Origin of the sequence: Paenibacillus sp. FSL K6-1230, from assembly GCF_038002385.1 — a bacterium.
GTDB lineage: Bacteria > Bacillota > Bacilli > Paenibacillales > Paenibacillaceae > Paenibacillus > Paenibacillus massiliensis.
This window is the reverse complement of the sequence record NZ_JBBOCK010000001.1, coordinates 4,598,074-4,616,526: the sequence shown is the minus strand read 5'-3', so window position 1 is coordinate 4,616,526 and position 18,453 is coordinate 4,598,074. Positions and strand designations below refer to the sequence as shown.

15 protein-coding genes are annotated in these 18,453 nt (G+C 49.8%); 14 read left to right on the top strand and 1 reads right to left on the bottom strand.

Annotated elements, in window-relative coordinates; translation table 11 throughout:
- The first annotated feature begins 42 nt into the window (after positions 1-42).
- The 13 genes from MKX74_RS20245 to MKX74_RS20185 all read left to right on the top strand — a co-directional run bounded on the left by MKX74_RS20245 (position 43) and on the right by MKX74_RS20185 (position 16,197).
- Positions 43-1,818 carry a PP2C family protein-serine/threonine phosphatase gene (locus tag MKX74_RS20245; protein WP_341179624.1) on the top strand — a complete coding sequence of 592 codons (1,776 nt, stop codon included), beginning with the start codon at positions 43-45 and terminating at the stop codon, positions 1,816-1,818.
- A 57-nt stretch (positions 1,819-1,875) separates the two neighbouring features.
- Positions 1,876-3,327 (top strand): normocyte-binding protein, encoded by a 1,452-nt coding sequence (locus tag MKX74_RS20240; RefSeq protein WP_341179623.1) that lies wholly within the window; start codon positions 1,876-1,878, stop codon positions 3,325-3,327.
- The gene (locus MKX74_RS20235; RefSeq protein WP_341179622.1) at positions 3,324-4,013 is read left to right on the top strand and encodes an iron-dependent peroxidase; all 690 of its coding nucleotides are present in this window, start codon (positions 3,324-3,326) and stop codon (positions 4,011-4,013) included. The genes MKX74_RS20240 and MKX74_RS20235 overlap by 4 nt, the downstream gene beginning before the upstream one ends.
- Positions 4,014-4,059: 46 nt before the next feature.
- On the top strand, positions 4,060-6,699 hold the full coding sequence (locus tag MKX74_RS20230; protein ID WP_341180621.1) for a molecular chaperone: 2,640 nt from the start codon (positions 4,060-4,062) through the stop codon (positions 6,697-6,699).
- 157 nt (positions 6,700-6,856) lie between these two features.
- Positions 6,857-7,429: a hypothetical protein gene (locus MKX74_RS20225; protein WP_133569413.1), complete on the top strand. Its 573-nt coding sequence runs from the start codon at positions 6,857-6,859 to the stop codon at positions 7,427-7,429.
- A 42-nt stretch (positions 7,430-7,471) separates the two neighbouring features.
- On the top strand, positions 7,472-8,350 hold the full coding sequence (locus tag MKX74_RS20220) for a DNA and RNA helicase (protein ID WP_341179621.1): 879 nt from the start codon (positions 7,472-7,474) through the stop codon (positions 8,348-8,350).
- Between the two features lie 243 nt (positions 8,351-8,593).
- Complete coding sequence (locus MKX74_RS20215) at positions 8,594-9,313, top strand: hypothetical protein (protein ID WP_028590060.1); 720 nt, start codon at positions 8,594-8,596, stop codon at positions 9,311-9,313.
- Positions 9,306-10,724: a hypothetical protein gene (locus MKX74_RS20210; RefSeq protein ID WP_028590061.1), complete on the top strand. Its 1,419-nt coding sequence runs from the start codon at positions 9,306-9,308 to the stop codon at positions 10,722-10,724. The genes MKX74_RS20215 and MKX74_RS20210 overlap by 8 nt, the downstream gene beginning before the upstream one ends.
- A complete protein-coding gene (locus MKX74_RS20205; RefSeq protein WP_341179620.1) occupies positions 10,721-11,455 on the top strand; it encodes a hypothetical protein in 735 nt (244 codons plus the stop codon). Before MKX74_RS20210 ends, MKX74_RS20205 begins: the two co-directional genes overlap by 4 nt.
- On the top strand, positions 11,437-11,976 hold the full coding sequence (locus MKX74_RS20200; protein WP_028590062.1) for a hypothetical protein: 540 nt from the start codon (positions 11,437-11,439) through the stop codon (positions 11,974-11,976). Before MKX74_RS20205 ends, MKX74_RS20200 begins: the two co-directional genes overlap by 19 nt.
- 378 nt (positions 11,977-12,354) lie before the next feature.
- Complete coding sequence (locus tag MKX74_RS20195) at positions 12,355-12,756, top strand: DUF4280 domain-containing protein (protein ID WP_341179619.1); 402 nt, start codon at positions 12,355-12,357, stop codon at positions 12,754-12,756.
- A gap of 20 nt (positions 12,757-12,776) precedes the next feature.
- Positions 12,777-15,695: a hypothetical protein gene (locus MKX74_RS20190; RefSeq protein WP_341179618.1), complete on the top strand. Its 2,919-nt coding sequence runs from the start codon at positions 12,777-12,779 to the stop codon at positions 15,693-15,695.
- A gap of 49 nt (positions 15,696-15,744) precedes the next feature.
- Entirely contained in the window at positions 15,745-16,197 is a 453-nt protein-coding gene (locus tag MKX74_RS20185) for a hypothetical protein (protein ID WP_341179617.1), read from the top strand.
- Between the two features lie 133 nt (positions 16,198-16,330).
- On the opposite strand, the gene nfi is transcribed toward MKX74_RS20185, so the two are convergent.
- Entirely contained in the window at positions 16,331-16,966 is a 636-nt protein-coding gene (gene nfi, locus MKX74_RS20180; protein ID WP_051091134.1) for a deoxyribonuclease V, read from the bottom strand.
- A 480-nt stretch (positions 16,967-17,446) separates the two neighbouring features.
- Here nfi and MKX74_RS20175 point away from each other — a divergent pair, with 480 nt between their 5' ends.
- The gene (locus MKX74_RS20175) at positions 17,447-17,923 is read left to right on the top strand and encodes an SUKH-3 domain-containing protein (protein WP_018885058.1); all 477 of its coding nucleotides are present in this window, start codon (positions 17,447-17,449) and stop codon (positions 17,921-17,923) included.
- Positions 17,924-18,453 lie beyond the last annotated feature (530 nt).

Here is an 18,453-nt window from a genome sequence, read left to right as displayed (position 1 = left end):
GCTTCAGATGATGCAATGCTGAGCTGAAAGACGGAGGTATACATGCGCAAGGAGAACAGTGATTTTCAGACCGCCTTCGTATCCGAGGCTGGCTCATATCTGGATAACCGAGATTATTTTGCCTATATCGAGCTGGATGATATGGCCTGCTACGTGCTGGCTGATGGACTTGACTCGGATCAGGAGCTGCGAAGCGCCGAGATGGCAGTCAAGACGATGCTGGAGAACTTCATGGAGAAGCCCTCCATGTCAAGGCGGCGTATGGCTCGTGCTCTGCAGGAGGCTCAGGAATGGCTGCAATTCGAGAGCAGGAGAGTTCGATTGAAGACGAGTCTGCTGATGATTGTTACCAATTACAACAAAATGGTCTACGTCTCCTGCGGTCATGTGCGATTGTACCATTTTCGTGCAGGACGCTTGAATTTTCGCAGTAAGGATCATAGTCTGGCCCAGTCGATGGCTGATGATGGACGCATCCCGGAGGAAGCGACCAGCACGCATGAGGAGCGTGGCAATCTGCTGGAATATGTGGGTAAGCCGGGGCGGATTCACGGCACCTTCTCCAAGAAGTCACAGCTAGCTGACGGGGATGTGCTTCTGTTAGCTACACCAGGGATGTGGGAGGGCGTAGAACTGGCAGAAATGCTGGGAGCGCTTGAGCAATCAAAGGATGCGACAGAAATGACCGACACGCTGGAGGAGGTACTGCTGAGCAAACAGCAGCGGGTGGTCAACAACTATACAGCGGCAGCGATCTACGTTAATAAAATATTTCAGGAAAAGAAACGGGATGTGCGTAAGCTGATCAAACGAATTGCCATTGCGCTCGTCGTCCTCTTGCTCCTGGGTGGTGGTGCTACATATATGGCGATCAGACAGGCTGCGCAGAAAGCCCAGGCACTGGAGGATATGGTTGAGTCTGCTCTTCAGGGTGATGAATACGCTCGCAACGGCGATTATTTGAAGGCAGTCAAATCCTATAGTGAAGCCCGAAATGCGGCGATCAAGATTAATGACAAGGTACACAGAAATCTGTATGGCAAAGAGCAGAAGGTCTCGCAGACGCTGGTGGACGGAGATGAATATGCAGCAGATGGGGATTTCGAGAAGGCCAAGTCGAGCTATGAAAAAGCCTTGAAGGATTCGGCCCTGTATCCACCATTTCAAGGCGAGGACATTCAAAAGAAGATTGACCAGTTGGATGGCTTCGCCAAGGTAGCAGCGCTGCAGAAGGAAGCCGACCTGAAATTCCAGGGCGGCAGCTATCAGGAGGCACTTGAGCTATACCAGCAAGCGAATCTTGCAGCTACGGAGACGGAGTATACGGCGGCGCAGAAGGAGTTGCAGACGAAGCTCGCCGATACGGAGGGTAAGCTGAAGGCAATCAATCAGGAGGTCAAGGAGATCCAGGCGGGCAAGCTGGAGGCCAGGGCCGAGCGGCTGTTGAAGTCCGAGGACTATGCAGGAGCGGTGGATGCCTACGCGAAGGCGCAGGAAATCTATCAGGAGATTGGCAAGCTGGAAAGTGTGCTGGCGATGGAGCGCAGTATTGCCAAGGCCGAGGACAAGGCCAGTGCTGCAAGTCAGGCCATGTCTATGGATGCAGGAGTTGGACTCGATGTAGCGGCAAGTCCGGGTGCCGGGTCACAGGACTTGGGAGCACAGGCTGCATCTGCTGCCAGTAACGGACCTGCTCAAACGGGAACGGGTCAGACGTCCGGGGCTCAGAATGAGTCGGGCGATTCTGGAACCACGGGTACCGGGGAAACAGGTGGCAAGCAGGCAGCTTCGGACAATCAAGCTGCTGTGGATAATTAGTCATCTGCAGAGGCGAAGCGCCTGTACAATCTTTAATTACGAAAGGAGGCCTATCGGGTGAAGGAGCTGGTACAGGAGCGACTTGGCAAGATGGAGGATTTGGAGCAGCGTCGTCTGCTCAAGGATATGATGAGTGGCGTATTCCTGCATCTCGTGGAGTATCAGGAGGAGATGATTCGCAAGCTGGAGGAGCGAGTCTTCGAGGAATTGGAGAATACGGAGGAGAAATTCGATGTCCATGTATCACTTAGCTCCCGCGAAGACTACGATCCGATTCACGAATTCCTCTATCCGGTGCTTCCTGCAGATGCAGAGCCGCGGCAGCTAGACATTAGCGGTGTGGCCTCCGTCGTGCGGGAAGGCGGCGAGCTACGTCTATTCAGTGTATTTCTGGAGTTGGAGACCGAACGGATTCAGGAGCTGCTGGACAGTAATGTGACGTTTGAAGGAACGCTGATCACGGATGAGGGGCGTTACCCCCTCGCCATCAAGCTGAAGCGCAATGTGGATTATGTGACAGAGATCGAGAACCTGTACCATATCTTCCTGCAAAACGGGATCCCCTGGAAGACCATTCATCACCCTTATGCCTACAAATTTGTGGATTGCATACTGATTGGCGGAGAAGGAGAGCCCTCTCCCCATGAGGAGATTCGGGAGATTCTCGTCTCGCTGGGAGACTACGAACCGTATAAACGGCTTGACCTCATTCCATTGTGGAATATTGAGCGCCTGGAGCTGAAGAATACGGGGTTTCCGGTTCCAGCCATGGATCGGGTGAACTTTGAGCATGTGCTGTCCTTGCGTAAGACGGGTACAGAGCATGGCTATCTGATTCATGCGGCGGCGGAGGATATCCGTTATGTGAAAAGATCAGCAGAGGAGCTGACGATTGTCACACCTCTCGAAAAATCCGGCCTGTGGAAGGTGTTGAAGGTCACCAAGCCGATGACTGCGCGCCTCAGCAGGTACACCTACCCGATGGTCTCGAACAAGCGGCAGGACAGCTTCATCGGACGCTATGCCAGCAAGCAGGCCGTATCGGTGCGAGCGAAGGCCGAGATTGCACGCATCGTGAACTCGTTCGAGGCTGCCCAAGGCTTGAGTCTGACAGGGGTGCGAATCCTTCCACCAGAGCGGATAGCTACGGGAAGATTCGTGTCAGAGTCCAGCAATAATAGCACGGGCTACAGGTCTGTGAATGCTTCAGCAGACCATGGAGGCTCTATGGACGACAGTATAGTCAGCCAAGGCATTCGGAGTGTTGATATGGGCAACGCCCAACATGAGGAAGGGCATCGTGGCTTGACACGTACCTACGCGTTGAACCCGTTCATGAGTGATAATGTGCGTTCCGAGCAAGGCAAGCAGGTGATGATGCTCAGCTTCCAGCGGAGCGAGGCAGCGCTCAGTGTGCCTTATTATCTACTGTCAGATCTGATGAGCTTCCTCGTATCTGAGGTTCAGATGCATTTTCCCGAATACAAGTGCGAAGGGGAATGGACGTGAATTACATCTGGGATGTGCTGCTCAAGGCAAGGAAGGAGCAGATGGACGACAGTCGGCTGCGCTTTGTGCCAGCGGTCAGCTTTTCTCCTTATATGGAGCTGAGTCTAGAGGATCTGAATGCGACCGTACCGGAGCAGGTCGTAGAGATTAATCCGTATTATCGATTCTACGCGATATTTCGTGATTTATTCCCTGCTGACGATGCAGGCTATGCGGAGCTTCGGGAGACGCTGTTCGATGTCGTAATTCATTTTCTGGCTGAGGCAGATCTGATGCAGGGTATGAATCGGCGTGAGTATCATATCCGGTTCGTGCGCCGTGATCTGTTGAACGGTATTTTCGGCGAGCGGATTCAGCAGCATTATGCGCAATTGGATGACCATGAGCAGGATGCAATAGCCGAAGGCTTGCTGCGACTGTACGAGACAGGAGAGGCTGTCCACTTACTGAAGCAGACCCTGCGCCGGATCTTTCCACGCTCCATTATCTATGCTCATTGCCACGACCGGGATGAGCTACTGATCTATATCGGTCAGGAGGAGAATATTTCGAATCGCACCAAGGTGGAGCTGCTGCTGGATTTATTTCTGCCTGCGCGATTTGACCTGCGCATCTATTGGAGCCATCATTTCGGCATTGTCGGTGAGGATGACACGATGAAGCAGGATGCGATTTCTTTGTACTGATTAGCTGGAGAGTAAGGCAAGCAGGAGAGAAAGGACTTGTGACATGATGAACGGACCATATACATATCGCCTCCACCATACAAAGGAACCTGAACAGGTCCGCCCTGCCGTCAAATATACAAGTGCGGAATTGGAGCAAATGACAAGCTTCCAGCTACGGAGCATTTGTGAGAAGGAGCGTCTGGTGGAGGGCCTTGCAAAACGTCTGTCTAGAGACGAGCTAATCCGGATGATTCTCAGATTCCGCAATGCGGAGGAGCGTCTCTATATCACTCGTCACCAACCCGGTGGGTTCGAGCGACTGGAGACGGTCCTGCGCAAATACGGCAATGCCAGTCAACAGCCTAGCGAGGGAATCAGAGTACCGGCGAAGATCACTTTATATGAAGGGGTCACACTGGGACGACTGGATCAGGTTCGGATCGAATCCGAGCTGCCTTGGCTTGGTGAATCCAATGTGCTGCTGACCAATGCGACAGGCGAGCTCTGCGGTATTCTTAATCTGGTAAAGGATCAGCAGCGCAACGGTGTGTACTATCTGGAGCGGGATAGCGACGCGGAGCTGCGGCGTACAGCGAACCAGAACTATAGCCTCTGGTTCCTGCGCAGGCAGGATTCAGAGTATATGTACAGGGCCTATTACGATAACAGGCCACTACTGCCTCTTAATCTGCACGGTGTACGCGTCCCTGTTGCAGAGCTATCCATTCGTGGCACGGAGGCAACGGATGCGATTCTCGCTATTGACTTCGGAACCAGTAATACGACGGCAGGCGCTTACCTGGATCATTCGTATGTATCCAATCCCTCTGCTGCCCGTGTCAAGCTGAATGCCATTAATTATGTAGTCTTTCCCGGACGTGGTGGGAAGGATGGTGCATGGATTGAGGTGCTACCAACAGCAGTCAGAGTCGCCGATTGCTCGAATCCAGAGCATATTGTATATGAATTCGGCGAAGAAGCGTTGCGCTCCGGCGGTGTGTCAGGCAGCAAAGCAACCGTAATACGGGGCATCAAGCGCTGGGTGAATGATTACGAGAAGATCGAGGAACTGATGGATGCTGAAGGCAATACGGCAACGGCCCCCCGCAGCGAGATTCTGGCATCATTCGTCCGCTATGTGGTTGCCGCCGCTGAGCAGCAATTCAAATGCCGATTCAGGCATCTTCATTTCACGACACCCGTGAAGCTTAAGCCCCAATTCATCACGATGTTTACAGACATCCTGCCGGATTATCATATTGAAGCCGAGGATGCGTTGGATGAAGGGCTGGCGGTGCTATATAACACGCTTGCCGAGCAGATGGATAAGGGAACCTTTGCCGATGGTGCAGAATATCAGGCGCTTGTGCTGGATTGCGGGGGTGGAACGACGGATATGTCCTCCTGTCGCTTCCGTATCGAAGACGGCAGAATCGCCTACAAGCTTGATATTCACACGACCTATGAGAATGGGGATACGAATTTTGGCGGTAACAATCTGACCTATCGGATTATGCAGTTCATCAAGATTGTGATCGCAGGCTATTACGCGACAGAGACGAGGCTGCCGGATACGGATATTGATCAGCTCATCGGAATACCGTCGGGTGATCTGTATCGCTATGTAGACGAGTATGGTGTGGAGGCAGTGTATGCGAATCTGGAGGCACGCTACCAGGAGGCAGAAGCGATTGTGCCTACGGCCTTCAAGCATTACGAGCATGCGACGCGGGAGGAGTACCAGCGTGTGCTTGGGAATTTCCACTTGCTATGGAGTGCGGCCGAGAATATGAAACGGGAGTTCTTCCTGCGGACCGGGGTGCTGCGTAGCCGCTTCGAATCAGAGCACATTGCGTCACGAGAGACCGATCTGAACATCTCGGTGATGGAGGGCTGGCTGGTCTCGGTGCTGGAAAATGGGCGCTTCCGGGATGAGTATGGTCTGCCAGATGTCGTGTTCAACATTCGGGAGATCCAGCAGCTGGTGAAGGCAGATATTTATAATATCGTACGCAAGTTCCTGGACGAATTCTATATGACGGGACGGTTGCAGCATTACTCGATTATCAAGCTGACAGGCCAATCCTGCCGGATTGATGTCTTTCGTGAAGCGCTGAAGGAGTTCGTGCCTGGACGCAGCATCGAATTCAGGCAGCGTGCCGAGGATTCCAGTCAGGTACCTGAGCTGAAGATGGCCTGCCTTCGCGGAGCTATTCGATATCTGAATGCGAAGAAGATGGGGATGATCGAGCCTCGCATTACGAATCATGTACCAGTCATTCCCTACACGGTGTCCGCTTGGGCTCATACTGGTCAGGAGAAGCCGCTTATTACGGGTCTTGAGGGCCATCGTGTCCGTGGCTCCATTTCCAGACCATCCCATGTCGGAGAGGTAGAGTTCTTCCTGACCTCCAGCGGTGGAGCGCTGCGACAGCGCCACGTGTACCGGGAACGTAAGCAGGAATATCGTCCTCTTCCTTATGAGGAGATCGCCCGTCAATACGGAGAGGATATTCCACAGGATGAGACGGATACGATCCGCAACGGGGAGACGAAGTATTTTGTATTCGCAGGCGGCAGCAGTTGGGGCTTCTACGTGGTGCCTGTGGCTCGCATTCAGGATCAGCTGCATCTTGGAGTGCAGCAGTTCTGTCCGTTTGAGAATGATCTGTCGGAGCTGGACTTTTTTGACGGTACGAAGTAGCAGCTTCCGTCAACATATATAGGCCCAAGATGGAAAAGGAGCTAGCGGATAGATCATGTGGGTCTGTATTTAACGAATCAATATTAAGTGGATCAGCACTAAGTGGATCGGTGTAAGCGGAACAGAACATGTGAACTAAGAAGGAGGGATTATGTTGTTGGCATTACAACGCATCTTTTTACGCTCTTTTATGAGATATATGCATAAGAGCTTTCATCAGCCTGCCCCACGAGGGCAGAACGGGGAGCTGATTTTGCGTAGGAACTGGCTATGGCGCGCATTTTTGTTGATCGGCTTGATCGCATTTTTGTTCCTGGAGTTTGCAGGATTACCTTGGTTGACGGCAGAGATGACCAGCACTGAGGATCAACAAATCATGAAATATCTCAACTATTTGATCTATTACGGCCTTGCGTTGATATGTGTACAGCTGCTGCTCAATCTGACCAGCAAGACGATTATCAATGAATCCAGTGTGACCGTGCAGCGCCTGTTCCAGAGTAGAACGGTAATGTTCGAGGACATAACAGAAGTGGCGTATGCTCGGATGTTCGGCGGACAGCTAGTATTGAGTGAAGGTACTAGCAGCTTGAAAATCCCGATTGAAATGACAGGCATTATGGAGGCAGTGGACATGCTCCGTCGCAAGCTTCCTCAGGAGCAGACGCAGAAGCTTGGTGACATCGTGGATCAGAAAATGAAGATCTATGAGCAGGTATTGGCTGCATAAAGCGACATTGTTAAGCTAGGCCACTGGAAAGGAGGGAACAGCATGCTGGTGAATAAGTCGCCACGCTTTGAGAAGGGGCGAATTCTCAAGACCGAGATGCTGGAGAATCTGCGGGATTACCCGCGCCGCTTCCTCGACATTCGCTATGAGGAATATTCGGATGGCATCATCGCAGGTATGAAGGTATCTGTTGAGCACGATCATTTGATAATCGGTCGGGGGATTGTTAAGCATGATGGACATTTATATCTGCTGGAGCAGGCCTATGAGCTGCCATATGCTGCAGCGAATGGCTTGTCAATCCTCAAGATACGCTTTCACGCGCAGCAAGCACAGCATGATTTCGTGACTCGTGAGGCCGAGATTATACTGACGAAAGGTGCGGAGGAAGCAGACGGAGAGAGTGGCAGAAGTCAGAGCCGGGACCCGGTCAGGGAGCTGGAAAATGTGAATTTCCCGCGTAATCTAACGTCAGAGCCTGGTACCACATCAATTGCCAATGAGATAGAGCTAGGACGGTTCAAGCTAAAGGAAGGGGCCGCACTACGCTCGGATTACCAGGACTTCGCAGACATGGCGACTGAATTCAACACCTGGAGTGCAATCCGCGCTCCTTATGCTGCCTGGGAGCAGCCCACCTTACGACCGGAGATAACGAGTTGCTTCGCCACGGAACTGCTGCGTTGTCGATCGGCTGAAGCGCTGGATACCTCCTTCGCGCTGCTCTGCCTGAATAGTGAGCGGGTACAGCGAGAGGCATTGCTCCAATATCTCTGCAGTCGTGGCGGGGAATACCGGGATTATACGAACGGGGAGATGCATCGGCAGCTGGTATTGATTTTACAGGAGGTATCCCGAGGTGGGCGAGGTCAGGTGCGTTGGTCCGGGCAAAGTGGGGGCAATCGGATGATTGTGGATTAATCTAGGACCTGTACGCAAACGCCTCAGTCGACTACATGGGCTAGCAAACCTGTACAAATAGCGAAAGCGGAGAGCAAAAGAAGTCCTAGAGAAGCGAAGCGTTCGCCTTTAAGCCTGATTTCCAACCTTTACATCTCTTCCAATACGGAAATCGGACTTAACAGCGATCGTAAGGACTCTTTTGCTCGGAGCGGACCTAGCACACTCTAGTTCAAGCAGATGAAGTTAGAGGAGGAGACGACCGTGAAATTCAAGGATGAAGAGATTTTGGCCATGATGCAGGAGCTGGAGAAGCAGACAGAACCGAGAAGCATTGAGCAAGGGACCATACGAATCGGAAATGAGGAATACAAGTTCGCGGAACGGGCATTCTTCGACGAGGCCTTGTGGGTGCTGGTTCCCGACAGCTTTCAGCCGATGCCGCTATCCATGCAAAAGCTGAAATATCCATACGAGCAACGTCCCGAGATCGTTCTGACGAATCCGACGGGCACTGTCAATCTTACCTTCAATCGTGTGGATCAGCAGCTGCAAAATGAGTGGGTCGAGAAGCTGACGAGTGGAATGAAGAATATGCTGCGGAAAATGAGTCCGGCCAATGTCTTCTACGAGCAGAAAGTGGAGGATGTGCGTGGCAAAAAAATCGGTTATTTCGATTTCAAAAGCCCCGGTATGGACGAGGCACTTTATCAGTTAATGTTCTATCTGGAGCTATCCGGGGAGACGCTGATGGGCAGCTTCAATTGTTCATATCGTCAGCATAAGGATTGGCGAGAGATTGCTGTGCAGATCGTACGCTCCATACGGACATCGGATTCGGAAGAAGCCGGGGATGAGACCGAGGACGGAGCCGGGAACGGGAGAAATCGCGACAGCAAGGACATACATAAGGCCAACAACGTAACGAAGGATGGGATGGATAGCAGGAACAATAGCCAGGCAAAGGAGGGGAATTATGAGTAAAACGCAGACCATTTATACGAGCGCCGATCTGCTGGTACAGCCCTATGCGTTCGAGCATGTGCTGGATCTGGAGCTGAACAAGCAACCAGGGGAGCATGCGACCTTGCGCATTCGTGGCGTCATATCCGAGAAGAATCTGGATCAGTATGTGGAACGAGCAGATGAAGATGAACGGATCGAGGTGCGCCTGAAGGATGAAGATACCAACGTTCCTTTATTTCAGGGGATGGTTACGGACATTTCCGTGCGAGTGGTGAACGGGGTACGGGAACTGAGCATCGAAGCCGTCAGCGCCACCTTCCGTATGGACATCGAGAAGCGTCGTCGTTCATTTCAGAACACGGGGCAGTCGTATAGCCAACTCTTCACGCATATCACATCGGCCTACGACGGAGCCGAGGTCGTAGATACGGCTTCGGGCGGAGCGGCGGTCGGTGAACTGGTCGTGCAATATCTGGAGACAGACTGGGCATTTATCAAACGAGTAGCCTCTCGTCTGCATGCGCCTCTGCTTCCCATCTCCATGCAGCCAGGCCTGAAATATGTTATCGGGATTCCTGATCTCGGAGCGCCAGTTCAGCTAGACGAACACAATTACCGGATTCAGAAAAATCTGGAGCAATATAAAATACTGTCGAGCAACGGTGTGAACGGGTATCAGGAGAACAATGCCCTGAGCTATGAAGTGATGAGCCATGCTGTACTGGAGCTGGGGAGCGCGGTCGTATTTCGTCAGCGTCAGCTCTATGTGGCCGAGGTTCGCACTCATTTGGAGGGCCAACTGGTGGTCAGCCGTTATGTGCTGCGGGATGCAGAGGGGCTGAAGTGTCGCACAAGCTATGCCTTTGGGCTGTCCGGGGTATCCCTGTTCGGTAAGGTCAAGCAAGTGGCCAAGGATCAGGTGCAAATTAGCCTGGATATTGATCAGGGTTCCTCGGCAGCAGGAGCGATGTGGTTCCCTTATTCAACGGTCTATTCCTCCCCGGACGGAAGTGGCTGGTACGTCATGCCCGAGATTGGCGACCAGGTGCGGCTGTACTTCCCGGATGAGGTAGAGCAGCACGCCTTCGTGGCCAGCTCGGTGGACCTCTCTTCCTCCGATCCGGTCAAACGGGGCGATCCTTCCGTGAAGAGTATCAGTACAAAATACGGAAAACAACTCGTTTTCACGCCTGGTGCCGTGGAGGTCATTAGTAATGACAAGCTGCTGATGCGTCTGACGGACGAGGGCGGGATAGAGATTATTAGTGATAAGAAGATCGTTCTCAAGGCTGAGGAAGACATCGAGCTGACGAGTGGCACCAAGATCTACATGGAAGGGATGAGTGGCATCCAGTTCAAGCAGGGCGGCGCAGAGCTGAACATTATGGATGACGTGAAGTTGAGCGGAGGTAAGGTGTATATCGAATGAAGACGATGGATCGGGAGACAGTACTGGAGGCATTCCTGCAGGAGCATGTGCTGGAGCGCTGGGTGGATGACATACCCCAAATTGAAGAGAACTTTTTTGCACAGCAAGAGGAGATTGAGGCATCATTGCTGGCTGCTGTGGCAGCGGTCTGTGAGCAAGCCACTGCTTTGCAGCAGGAAGGGCGTAAGGGGAGAATTCGCTATCTCTATATTTCTTGGCTGCGCACCCGTCTAATGGGCGGAGAAGGAGTATATCGTCTGGATGCCTATGATGGGCACTGGCTGCTGGATCGAGTAGAGTGTTCGACCTCGTGGTCCGCAGACTTTGTGTTCCAGCCACTGCTGCACCGAATGGAGCGCTGGGAGCAGACGATCAAGGGCTATGCCCGCCGGATGACTGTCATGGACCTGGAGCAGATCGGTCAGATTGAGGCGGTGAAATATCACCATCTAGCCGTGTCCTTCCTGCAGAGCATGGCTCCGCTTCTGGTTCACAGTGAGGCTTTGCAGAAGTTGGACAAGGAGCCAGGCTTCACGATCTTTGCGGGTGAATACCGGGATGAAAGCGAGCCGCTATGCCGCTGGGTGCTGGAAGACGAGCTTGATCCAGAAGGAACGGAGCAAGGTGAGAAGCAATCAGTGAAGACAGTGGACGGCAAGAGGAGCATCAATCAAGCGGAGAGGGCAGATGCTGACAAGGAGGAGCGAGGCACATGGATTATTTCCTCCTGAAGCAGGACCCACGCTATACCGATGTTCCAGTACTGGAGAACATCACGGACAAGGTAGATCTGTGGAATCTGTCGCAGCTTGAGCCTGCTCACTTGGGATCAAGACCGCTCATGCTGAAGATGAAGTCAGGCAAGAACAGTACTTTTCTTGATCTGCTGGAAAGTGCCTTGCCGCTGATGTCTGAGCGTCTGATGCGCATGCTGCAGGCCTATGGTCGAGACACGGTGTTCAAGCCTGTTGCGCTGATCGATATGGAGCAGCAGGTGATGAAGAATTACGTCGTGCCTTTCCTGCCCTACGTGGATGCTCTGCACTCATCCAGTGAGTGGAACATGGACCAAACGGTATTGCGGCAAATTGTGTTGCAAGAGGAAGCGGTTCGAGACTATCCTATCTTTCGCATCCAGGAAGGACGCCAGCAGCGGCTTATCGTGCGTCTGGATGTGGCGGAGAGTATGTTGCGGCGGGATTTTACCGGGCTTACTCTTACGCCCTTACAAGTGGAGTCACTTGAGGCATAGCAGGATGTATGCGGTGAGGATACTGGCTTAAGGCGTGCATAGGAAGCAAAAGACGGATTGGGGACTGCTTTTGCTGAACGTAGATGGCGCTAGTACTTGACCAGACCAAATGTGAGTATAAAGCCGCTGCAAGCGGGGAGCCCTGTCGACTGCTGTTAAGCTTGCTGTTCTTTGAATGGGATAACAAGCGGATGAACAGCAAGCTTAAAGGCAGACACTTCGTTTCTCTAGGTCTTCCCCGCTCTCCGCTACGACTACGCTCTTGAGAGCATTAGACATCAAATCAGATTCGATCAAAGAACTATTAATCGGGATATTCAAGATGACAGCATGTGAAACGCTCTAGCTAAAGCTGGCCGAGAGGTCTTAGAAAGGAGCATGAATCGGATGGGGGAAAGCCAATATTACATTGTTCGCGGAGCCTGTATGGCGTGTGAGTATGGAAGTCACAAGCGCAAGCTGAATCTGCCTGTAAGTCACGGAGCCTTTGTGAAGGATCGGCCCATGATGAATGAGGATGACTACGGTCCTGAGCATATTTCCTACTTCGGGATCTGTGGTAATCCGGACAATCCAAGCACGGAGACGATCTATCTCGTGTCGGAAGAGGGGCAGCAAATATCGGGCAAGCCGTGCAAGCCGATCTTTCCGGAGAAATGGAACAATACCAAGGAAACAACGCGGGTGGAGGGGAAGCCAGCGCTGACCAGTGAATCCTACCAGCAGTGCATGTATATGGGCTACGTCGGATTCATGACGACTGGACAAGAAGATGAGTAGGGGAACGGAGGTGGAGCACCATGATAGGATATGAGCACATCCGGGTACAGTCGCCATATCCCCTACAGCACCTAGAGCATGTACATATCCAGTGGAAGACCGGGGAGCATGGGCGCATACGCCTGACAGGGACAAGCCCAGACAGCGAGCAGGTATCCGCAGCACTGCAGGCGGCTGCCGACGATACGTTATATGTGTATGCGCAGCAAGGGGAACAGGAGCTGAGCCTGTTCAAAGGCTTGGTGCAACGGGTTGAGGTCACGCACCGTCAGGGGATCTATACACTCACCATCGAGGGCGTGAGTGCTTCGTATGCGCTGGATGTCGAGAAGCGCAAACGGACTTTTCCAGAGGAGCAGCAGACGTATAGCGCCTTGATCGGGAAAGTGCTGCAGGCTTATCCGGGCAGTGATATGATCTATCACACCGGAGGCGGCGAGGCAGTCGGGGAGCCGATATTGCAATATGAAGAGACGGATTGGGAGCTGTTGCAACGTCTGGCGAGCCGCTTACAGGCTGTCGTCGTCTGTGATATATTGGAAGCAGTGAGTCCCAAGCTGCACTTCGGCATGCCAGAGGGAGCATCACGGGAGCTACCACAGGACGTGTCCTACACGGCACGCAAGAATCTTAAAGCCTATCATCTGGCAGGTGGCTTGTCCTCCGGGCTGCATGATACGGATTTCTTTGAATACGAGCTTACCACCTCGGAGCGGTATGCGCTGGGAGAGCAGGTAGAATTCCGGCAGCAGCCGTTCGTCATTCGTGAGCTGCGAGCGGAACTGGAGCAGGGTGATTTACATTTTCATTATGTGCTGGCCCGACCGGATGGAATTCGCCAAGCGACGTTGAGGAATCCACTTCTGCGGGGCATTTCGCTGGAGGGCGAGGTGCTGGCAGTTCGCGGCGAAGAGGTCCAGCTGCGCCTGGAGATTGATAAGGATGATGGCTTGGCGGAGCCGCATTGGTATCCGTTCGCTCCGCCGACGGGGAGTGCGATGTACTGTCTGCCACAGGTCGGAACGAAGGCAAGTCTGTATTACCCGGATGCAACGGGCTCCGGTGCGCTGATTGTGGGGACGGTACGCAAGAATGGCGGTGAATCTGCCAAGACAAGCGACACCAATACGCGATACTTCGGGACCGAGCATGGTAGTGAGCTGAAGCTGGCGCCGAGCCATGTGAACCTGCAAAAGGACCCGGAGGGTGCGATGCTCGTCAGTCTGAACGACGAGACGGGGATTGAGATTACCAGTCCTGGCAAGCTGACGATGACCGCCGAGTTGGAGCTGGAGCTCTATACGCCGCAGCAGATCATTCTGGGCAGTGAAAGCCAGATCTTGGTCTACCGCGGAGAGAGCGAAGCAGGGCTGGTGGTGGAGAGCGAGTACCACCTGCTGGGCGAGAAGGTGTGGGCTGACGGCAGCGACCGGACGAGCTATCCGCCGTTCGACGATGAGCCTGAGCTTGGCGAAGAGCCGGAGCCGGACCCGCCGTTCAACTGGGGCAAGCTGGTGAAGAATGTGCTGGTTGGCTTAGCAGTCGTCGTGGCTGTCGCAGCTGTGGCGGCACTGACCGTCGCAACACTGGGAGCGGGCCCCATCCTGATCGGAGCAGTAGCCAGTGGTGCATTGATTGGGGGCGCTATGGGCGTCGGGATGATGGCCGTATCGGATATAGCCCGGGGCGAGGTTAGCGACATGAAAGACTATGCGTTGACCGGGCTAAAGGACAGCTTCATCGGAGCGGTAAGTGGTGCGATCTTCGGACCGGGTGCTGCCGTCGGAACGGCATTTGCCCGTAAGATGGGTATGGCTGGAGCAGAAGGCGCCTTCACGAGCATTATGGACCAACTGCTGCGCGGGGAGAAGATTAACTGGAAGACCGTAGCGATGGATGCCGGGATTGGCATGTTCACCTTAGGAGCACTGGACAACAAGTATGCCAAGCAGTTAGGCGGCTTTATTGGGAAGATTGGCAATAAGATCAGCCCAGCTTCCATTAAGTCCGGGATCTCGAAAGGTATGGATAAAGCGGCAGCAGGATACCAGAAGGCGCTGGAGAAGCTCAGCGAGGCAGGCAGTGTGCTTGGGAAGAAGATGAAGGATCTGGGCAAGCATGTTGTTGATTTTGGTGAAGCCTTAAACAAAGACCTGAACATTTTGGCTAAAAATGCAAAGGATTTTGCTCAAGGAGTACAGAACGGTTTCCAAGGATTTTCAGATACGCTTTTAAATCGTCGATATGCAACTGAAAATGGGCTTGAGATCCCGCACGTAAATGTTTCTAATTCATCTAGAACGCCAGACTTGGAGATTACACCTGAGAGACAGCGCCAGATCGATGCGCTTAAGAATGGTGAATATTCGGGGACATCAGGAAATAAAGGGACTGAAGGGACAGGGGGAATTAGTTCATACGATAAAAAGCGTAGTGTGGAGGATATTAAAAAGGAACTTACTGAAGATACCTCTAATCGTGCTAGAGAAATATTGGAAAGTGGCACTTCTAAAAAAGAAATGGGGCCATGCTTATCTGGTATACACGATCCATTAACGAATACAACTTTTTTTGGACAGAACTTCAAAAATAATGCAACTATGAGACAAGAATATCAAAAATGGATAGATAATGATGCGGACCCCATTATAAAGAATCTAGTTAAAGAGTATGAGTTAAAGATCGCTAGTGGGGAGATTAAACTTTCTGAGGTTGCTGATACTCGATTAGCCGCTCATTCAGAAATAAGAGCATTAGATCAAGTATTAAAAGCAAGAAGAGAAGCGAACCTTCCTGTTAATGACTCAACTATTTCGGAACTTTTTTTGCATAATATTGATTTATATAAATCAGATGGAGTGGGTAACATTGTAACAAAAATCCGTTGTGAAAACTGTCGCTATTTAACAGATGGAATTAATACCGTGGGCCATAACTAGTTCATCTTGATATATTTCTTAATAAAGACAAATATTGGGAGGTGGTTGTATGAAAAAAGTGAATTTTAGTGATCTTTTTACCGAAGATGATATTCATACGGGGGAATATATTTTTTTTCATGATGAGAACAAAACAGTACCGTTTAATGGAACAGTAGTAGACTATCACAATGGAGTTCTTGTTTGGGAATTTGAGGTGGAAGATGGGTTTAAGACTGGTATTGAGAGGGTTTACTATCCCACAGGTGAGTTACAGGAATTTAATGAGACTGATCATAATACGATTAATGGTATAGCTAAAGAGTTTTATAAGAATGGTCAGTTAAGATCACAAAGTGTTGTCATTAGGAATGTCTATATAAGCACAGTAAATTATAATGAAGCTGGAGATATTGCAGAAACATGGGAAATTAGTGAGGAAAATACGGGTTATAATGTTGTTCGTGATAGAATACCGGAATATAGAAGCCGATATAAGTTAGAGCCTCATCAGACAACATAGTTCATAGAACTAGCTAATAACTAAGATTTACTTTGATGTGGAATAAGGACAATAATCATTATTGTGCGTAATATAAGTAACGGGAGAAGATGGGCGAAGTTTGACCATCTTCTCTTTATTATCTAAGAAAACTTCAACTAAGTAACATACTTTTTTTCACTAACTGGTCAGCAAGCCGAGTCGTTTCGGGCAACCGATATTTTGGCGATAGCTTGAGTATCCAATGACATGCAGTGATTAGGGATATCCGATGGCCGATAGAAACATAGATAGGATTAATATTATTCTGTGTTCTTAATACATTACCAATGATCTCATGATTATCGATTAATGGCGACTGGGCTCCCCTATGTAGTTCGGGTTCTTCATAACTGCCTAACAGCTTAGTTTTCCCACATCCAATTGTAGGTATATCATAAAGAATCCCTAAATGACAGGCTAAACCAAACCGTCTAGGGTGGGCAAGACCTTGTCCATCACAAACAACTAGCTGAGGGGTGGTCTTTATCTTTTCAAATGCTTTAATAATTGGAGGAAGTTCTCTGAATGAAAACAATCCAGGGATATATGGAAATTGAACTGTATCTTCAATAACAACTGACTCTACCAATTTTAATGTCTCTGTTTCTAAAATGACAATCGCTGCTATTAACTTATCATTGGTCTTGCTGTAAGCGACGTCTACTCCCGCAACATAGTGTATTTGATTGAAAGAATCTTCTTTAATAACTTTCTTGGCCAATTCCTGCTGTATATTAATGGCTTCCATTTCACATATATTCCAACGATGGTGTTCAAATGCCTTCACTTTTAATTCCTCCAAATGCTAATTAGTAACATAATTATTATAACAAGTATTTCGCTGTGATTCATTCCAGCGCTTTTTTAAGGTTATGGGAAATCTTAAGATAGCTTGATAGCTTCTAATAAGGAATTACTTAATTCTGTTACTGGGTGTGAGTGGTCAAACAAAGCGAGTACCACCTGCTGGGCGAGGTTAGCGATATGAGTTACACGCCAAACCGTCTTATGCTAAAGAGCTATAATTTAGAGTATCTGCATAAGTCAACTTATACAAAAGTGCTTCTGAAAAAAATGCACAGGAAATTTATCGTTTTAAGGAATCATGTGATAATTGCGAATTATTGTATGCGCCAACAGCTAGAATAGTAGAATTTGATGGAACAGTAGATGACCTATATAACTATAATGCAAATGAGAATTAGTAAAAAAAAGGAGATTTGGTTTTATGTTTAAAAGTGAGTCGATTAGAAACTTATTTATGCAGAACGGCTGGTTTGAAGGAAGAAAAGTTGACGTAACTCCTTTCTTGAGTTTTTATAAAGAACTTGATATTCATCCATGTAGTATAGCTTTGAATATCTTAAAGGAATTTGGGGGCTTGGTTGTGAAGACCCCGTCAAAAGTAGTCAAATCTGGTTGCTTGACCACCTTGGTTATTAATCCCTCTTATGGGGGAATTGAACTTGAGGAATTATTCGAGTTTGAAAACTTGATCAATCAGAAGCTAACCACTCTAGGGGCATTTCCTAGAAGTGAGATTGAAATTCTAGTTTCCGAGTCAGGTGAATTTTATTTTGCTGGTAATAGCGAGTTTTTATATTTTACACTTATCAGTAATGACTTTTATGAAATGTTAGAAATGTACTTTAGTAAAAAGTTTCTTGATGGTATTGAATTTCCTAATCTATACACAGAAGAATAGATTATGGGACTATCTAAAAAGAGAGAATCATTAAATCTAATTTAAAATGAACGTATTCCGTTTAAATTCTCCAAGGGCCCCCCAAGCTGATTCGGAGCTTTTTTAATGCCTCTCCCACATCATAATTCCTCTCCATGCTACAAAATCCAACATGAAAATATTCCGCGTACATAACCAAGAAAAATCCTCACTCCTCTATATTTTAGTTCTTTGGAACTATATTAATAGCCAAAAAAACTCCAATTATATAGTTCTGTTGAACTGATTTCGAATACTCTCCCTTTCTAAAATGTGAAATACTTTATATTTTTCTACTCCCCACATAGTACAAGCCATGTCAGCTATTTTGTTAAGAAAATATGAAGTTATGCCAAGGAAGCTTCACGACTTCACACAAACATTCTTAAAAGTCGAATTGTAAAATGAAGCTAGGCACCTGCTTAATATGCACTAAGGGCCTAGTTCAAGAGAAGGGTAGTCATAGCTATGGAGTAGGTATGAGCTACTAGAGGGAGTGGTAGAATTCTGTC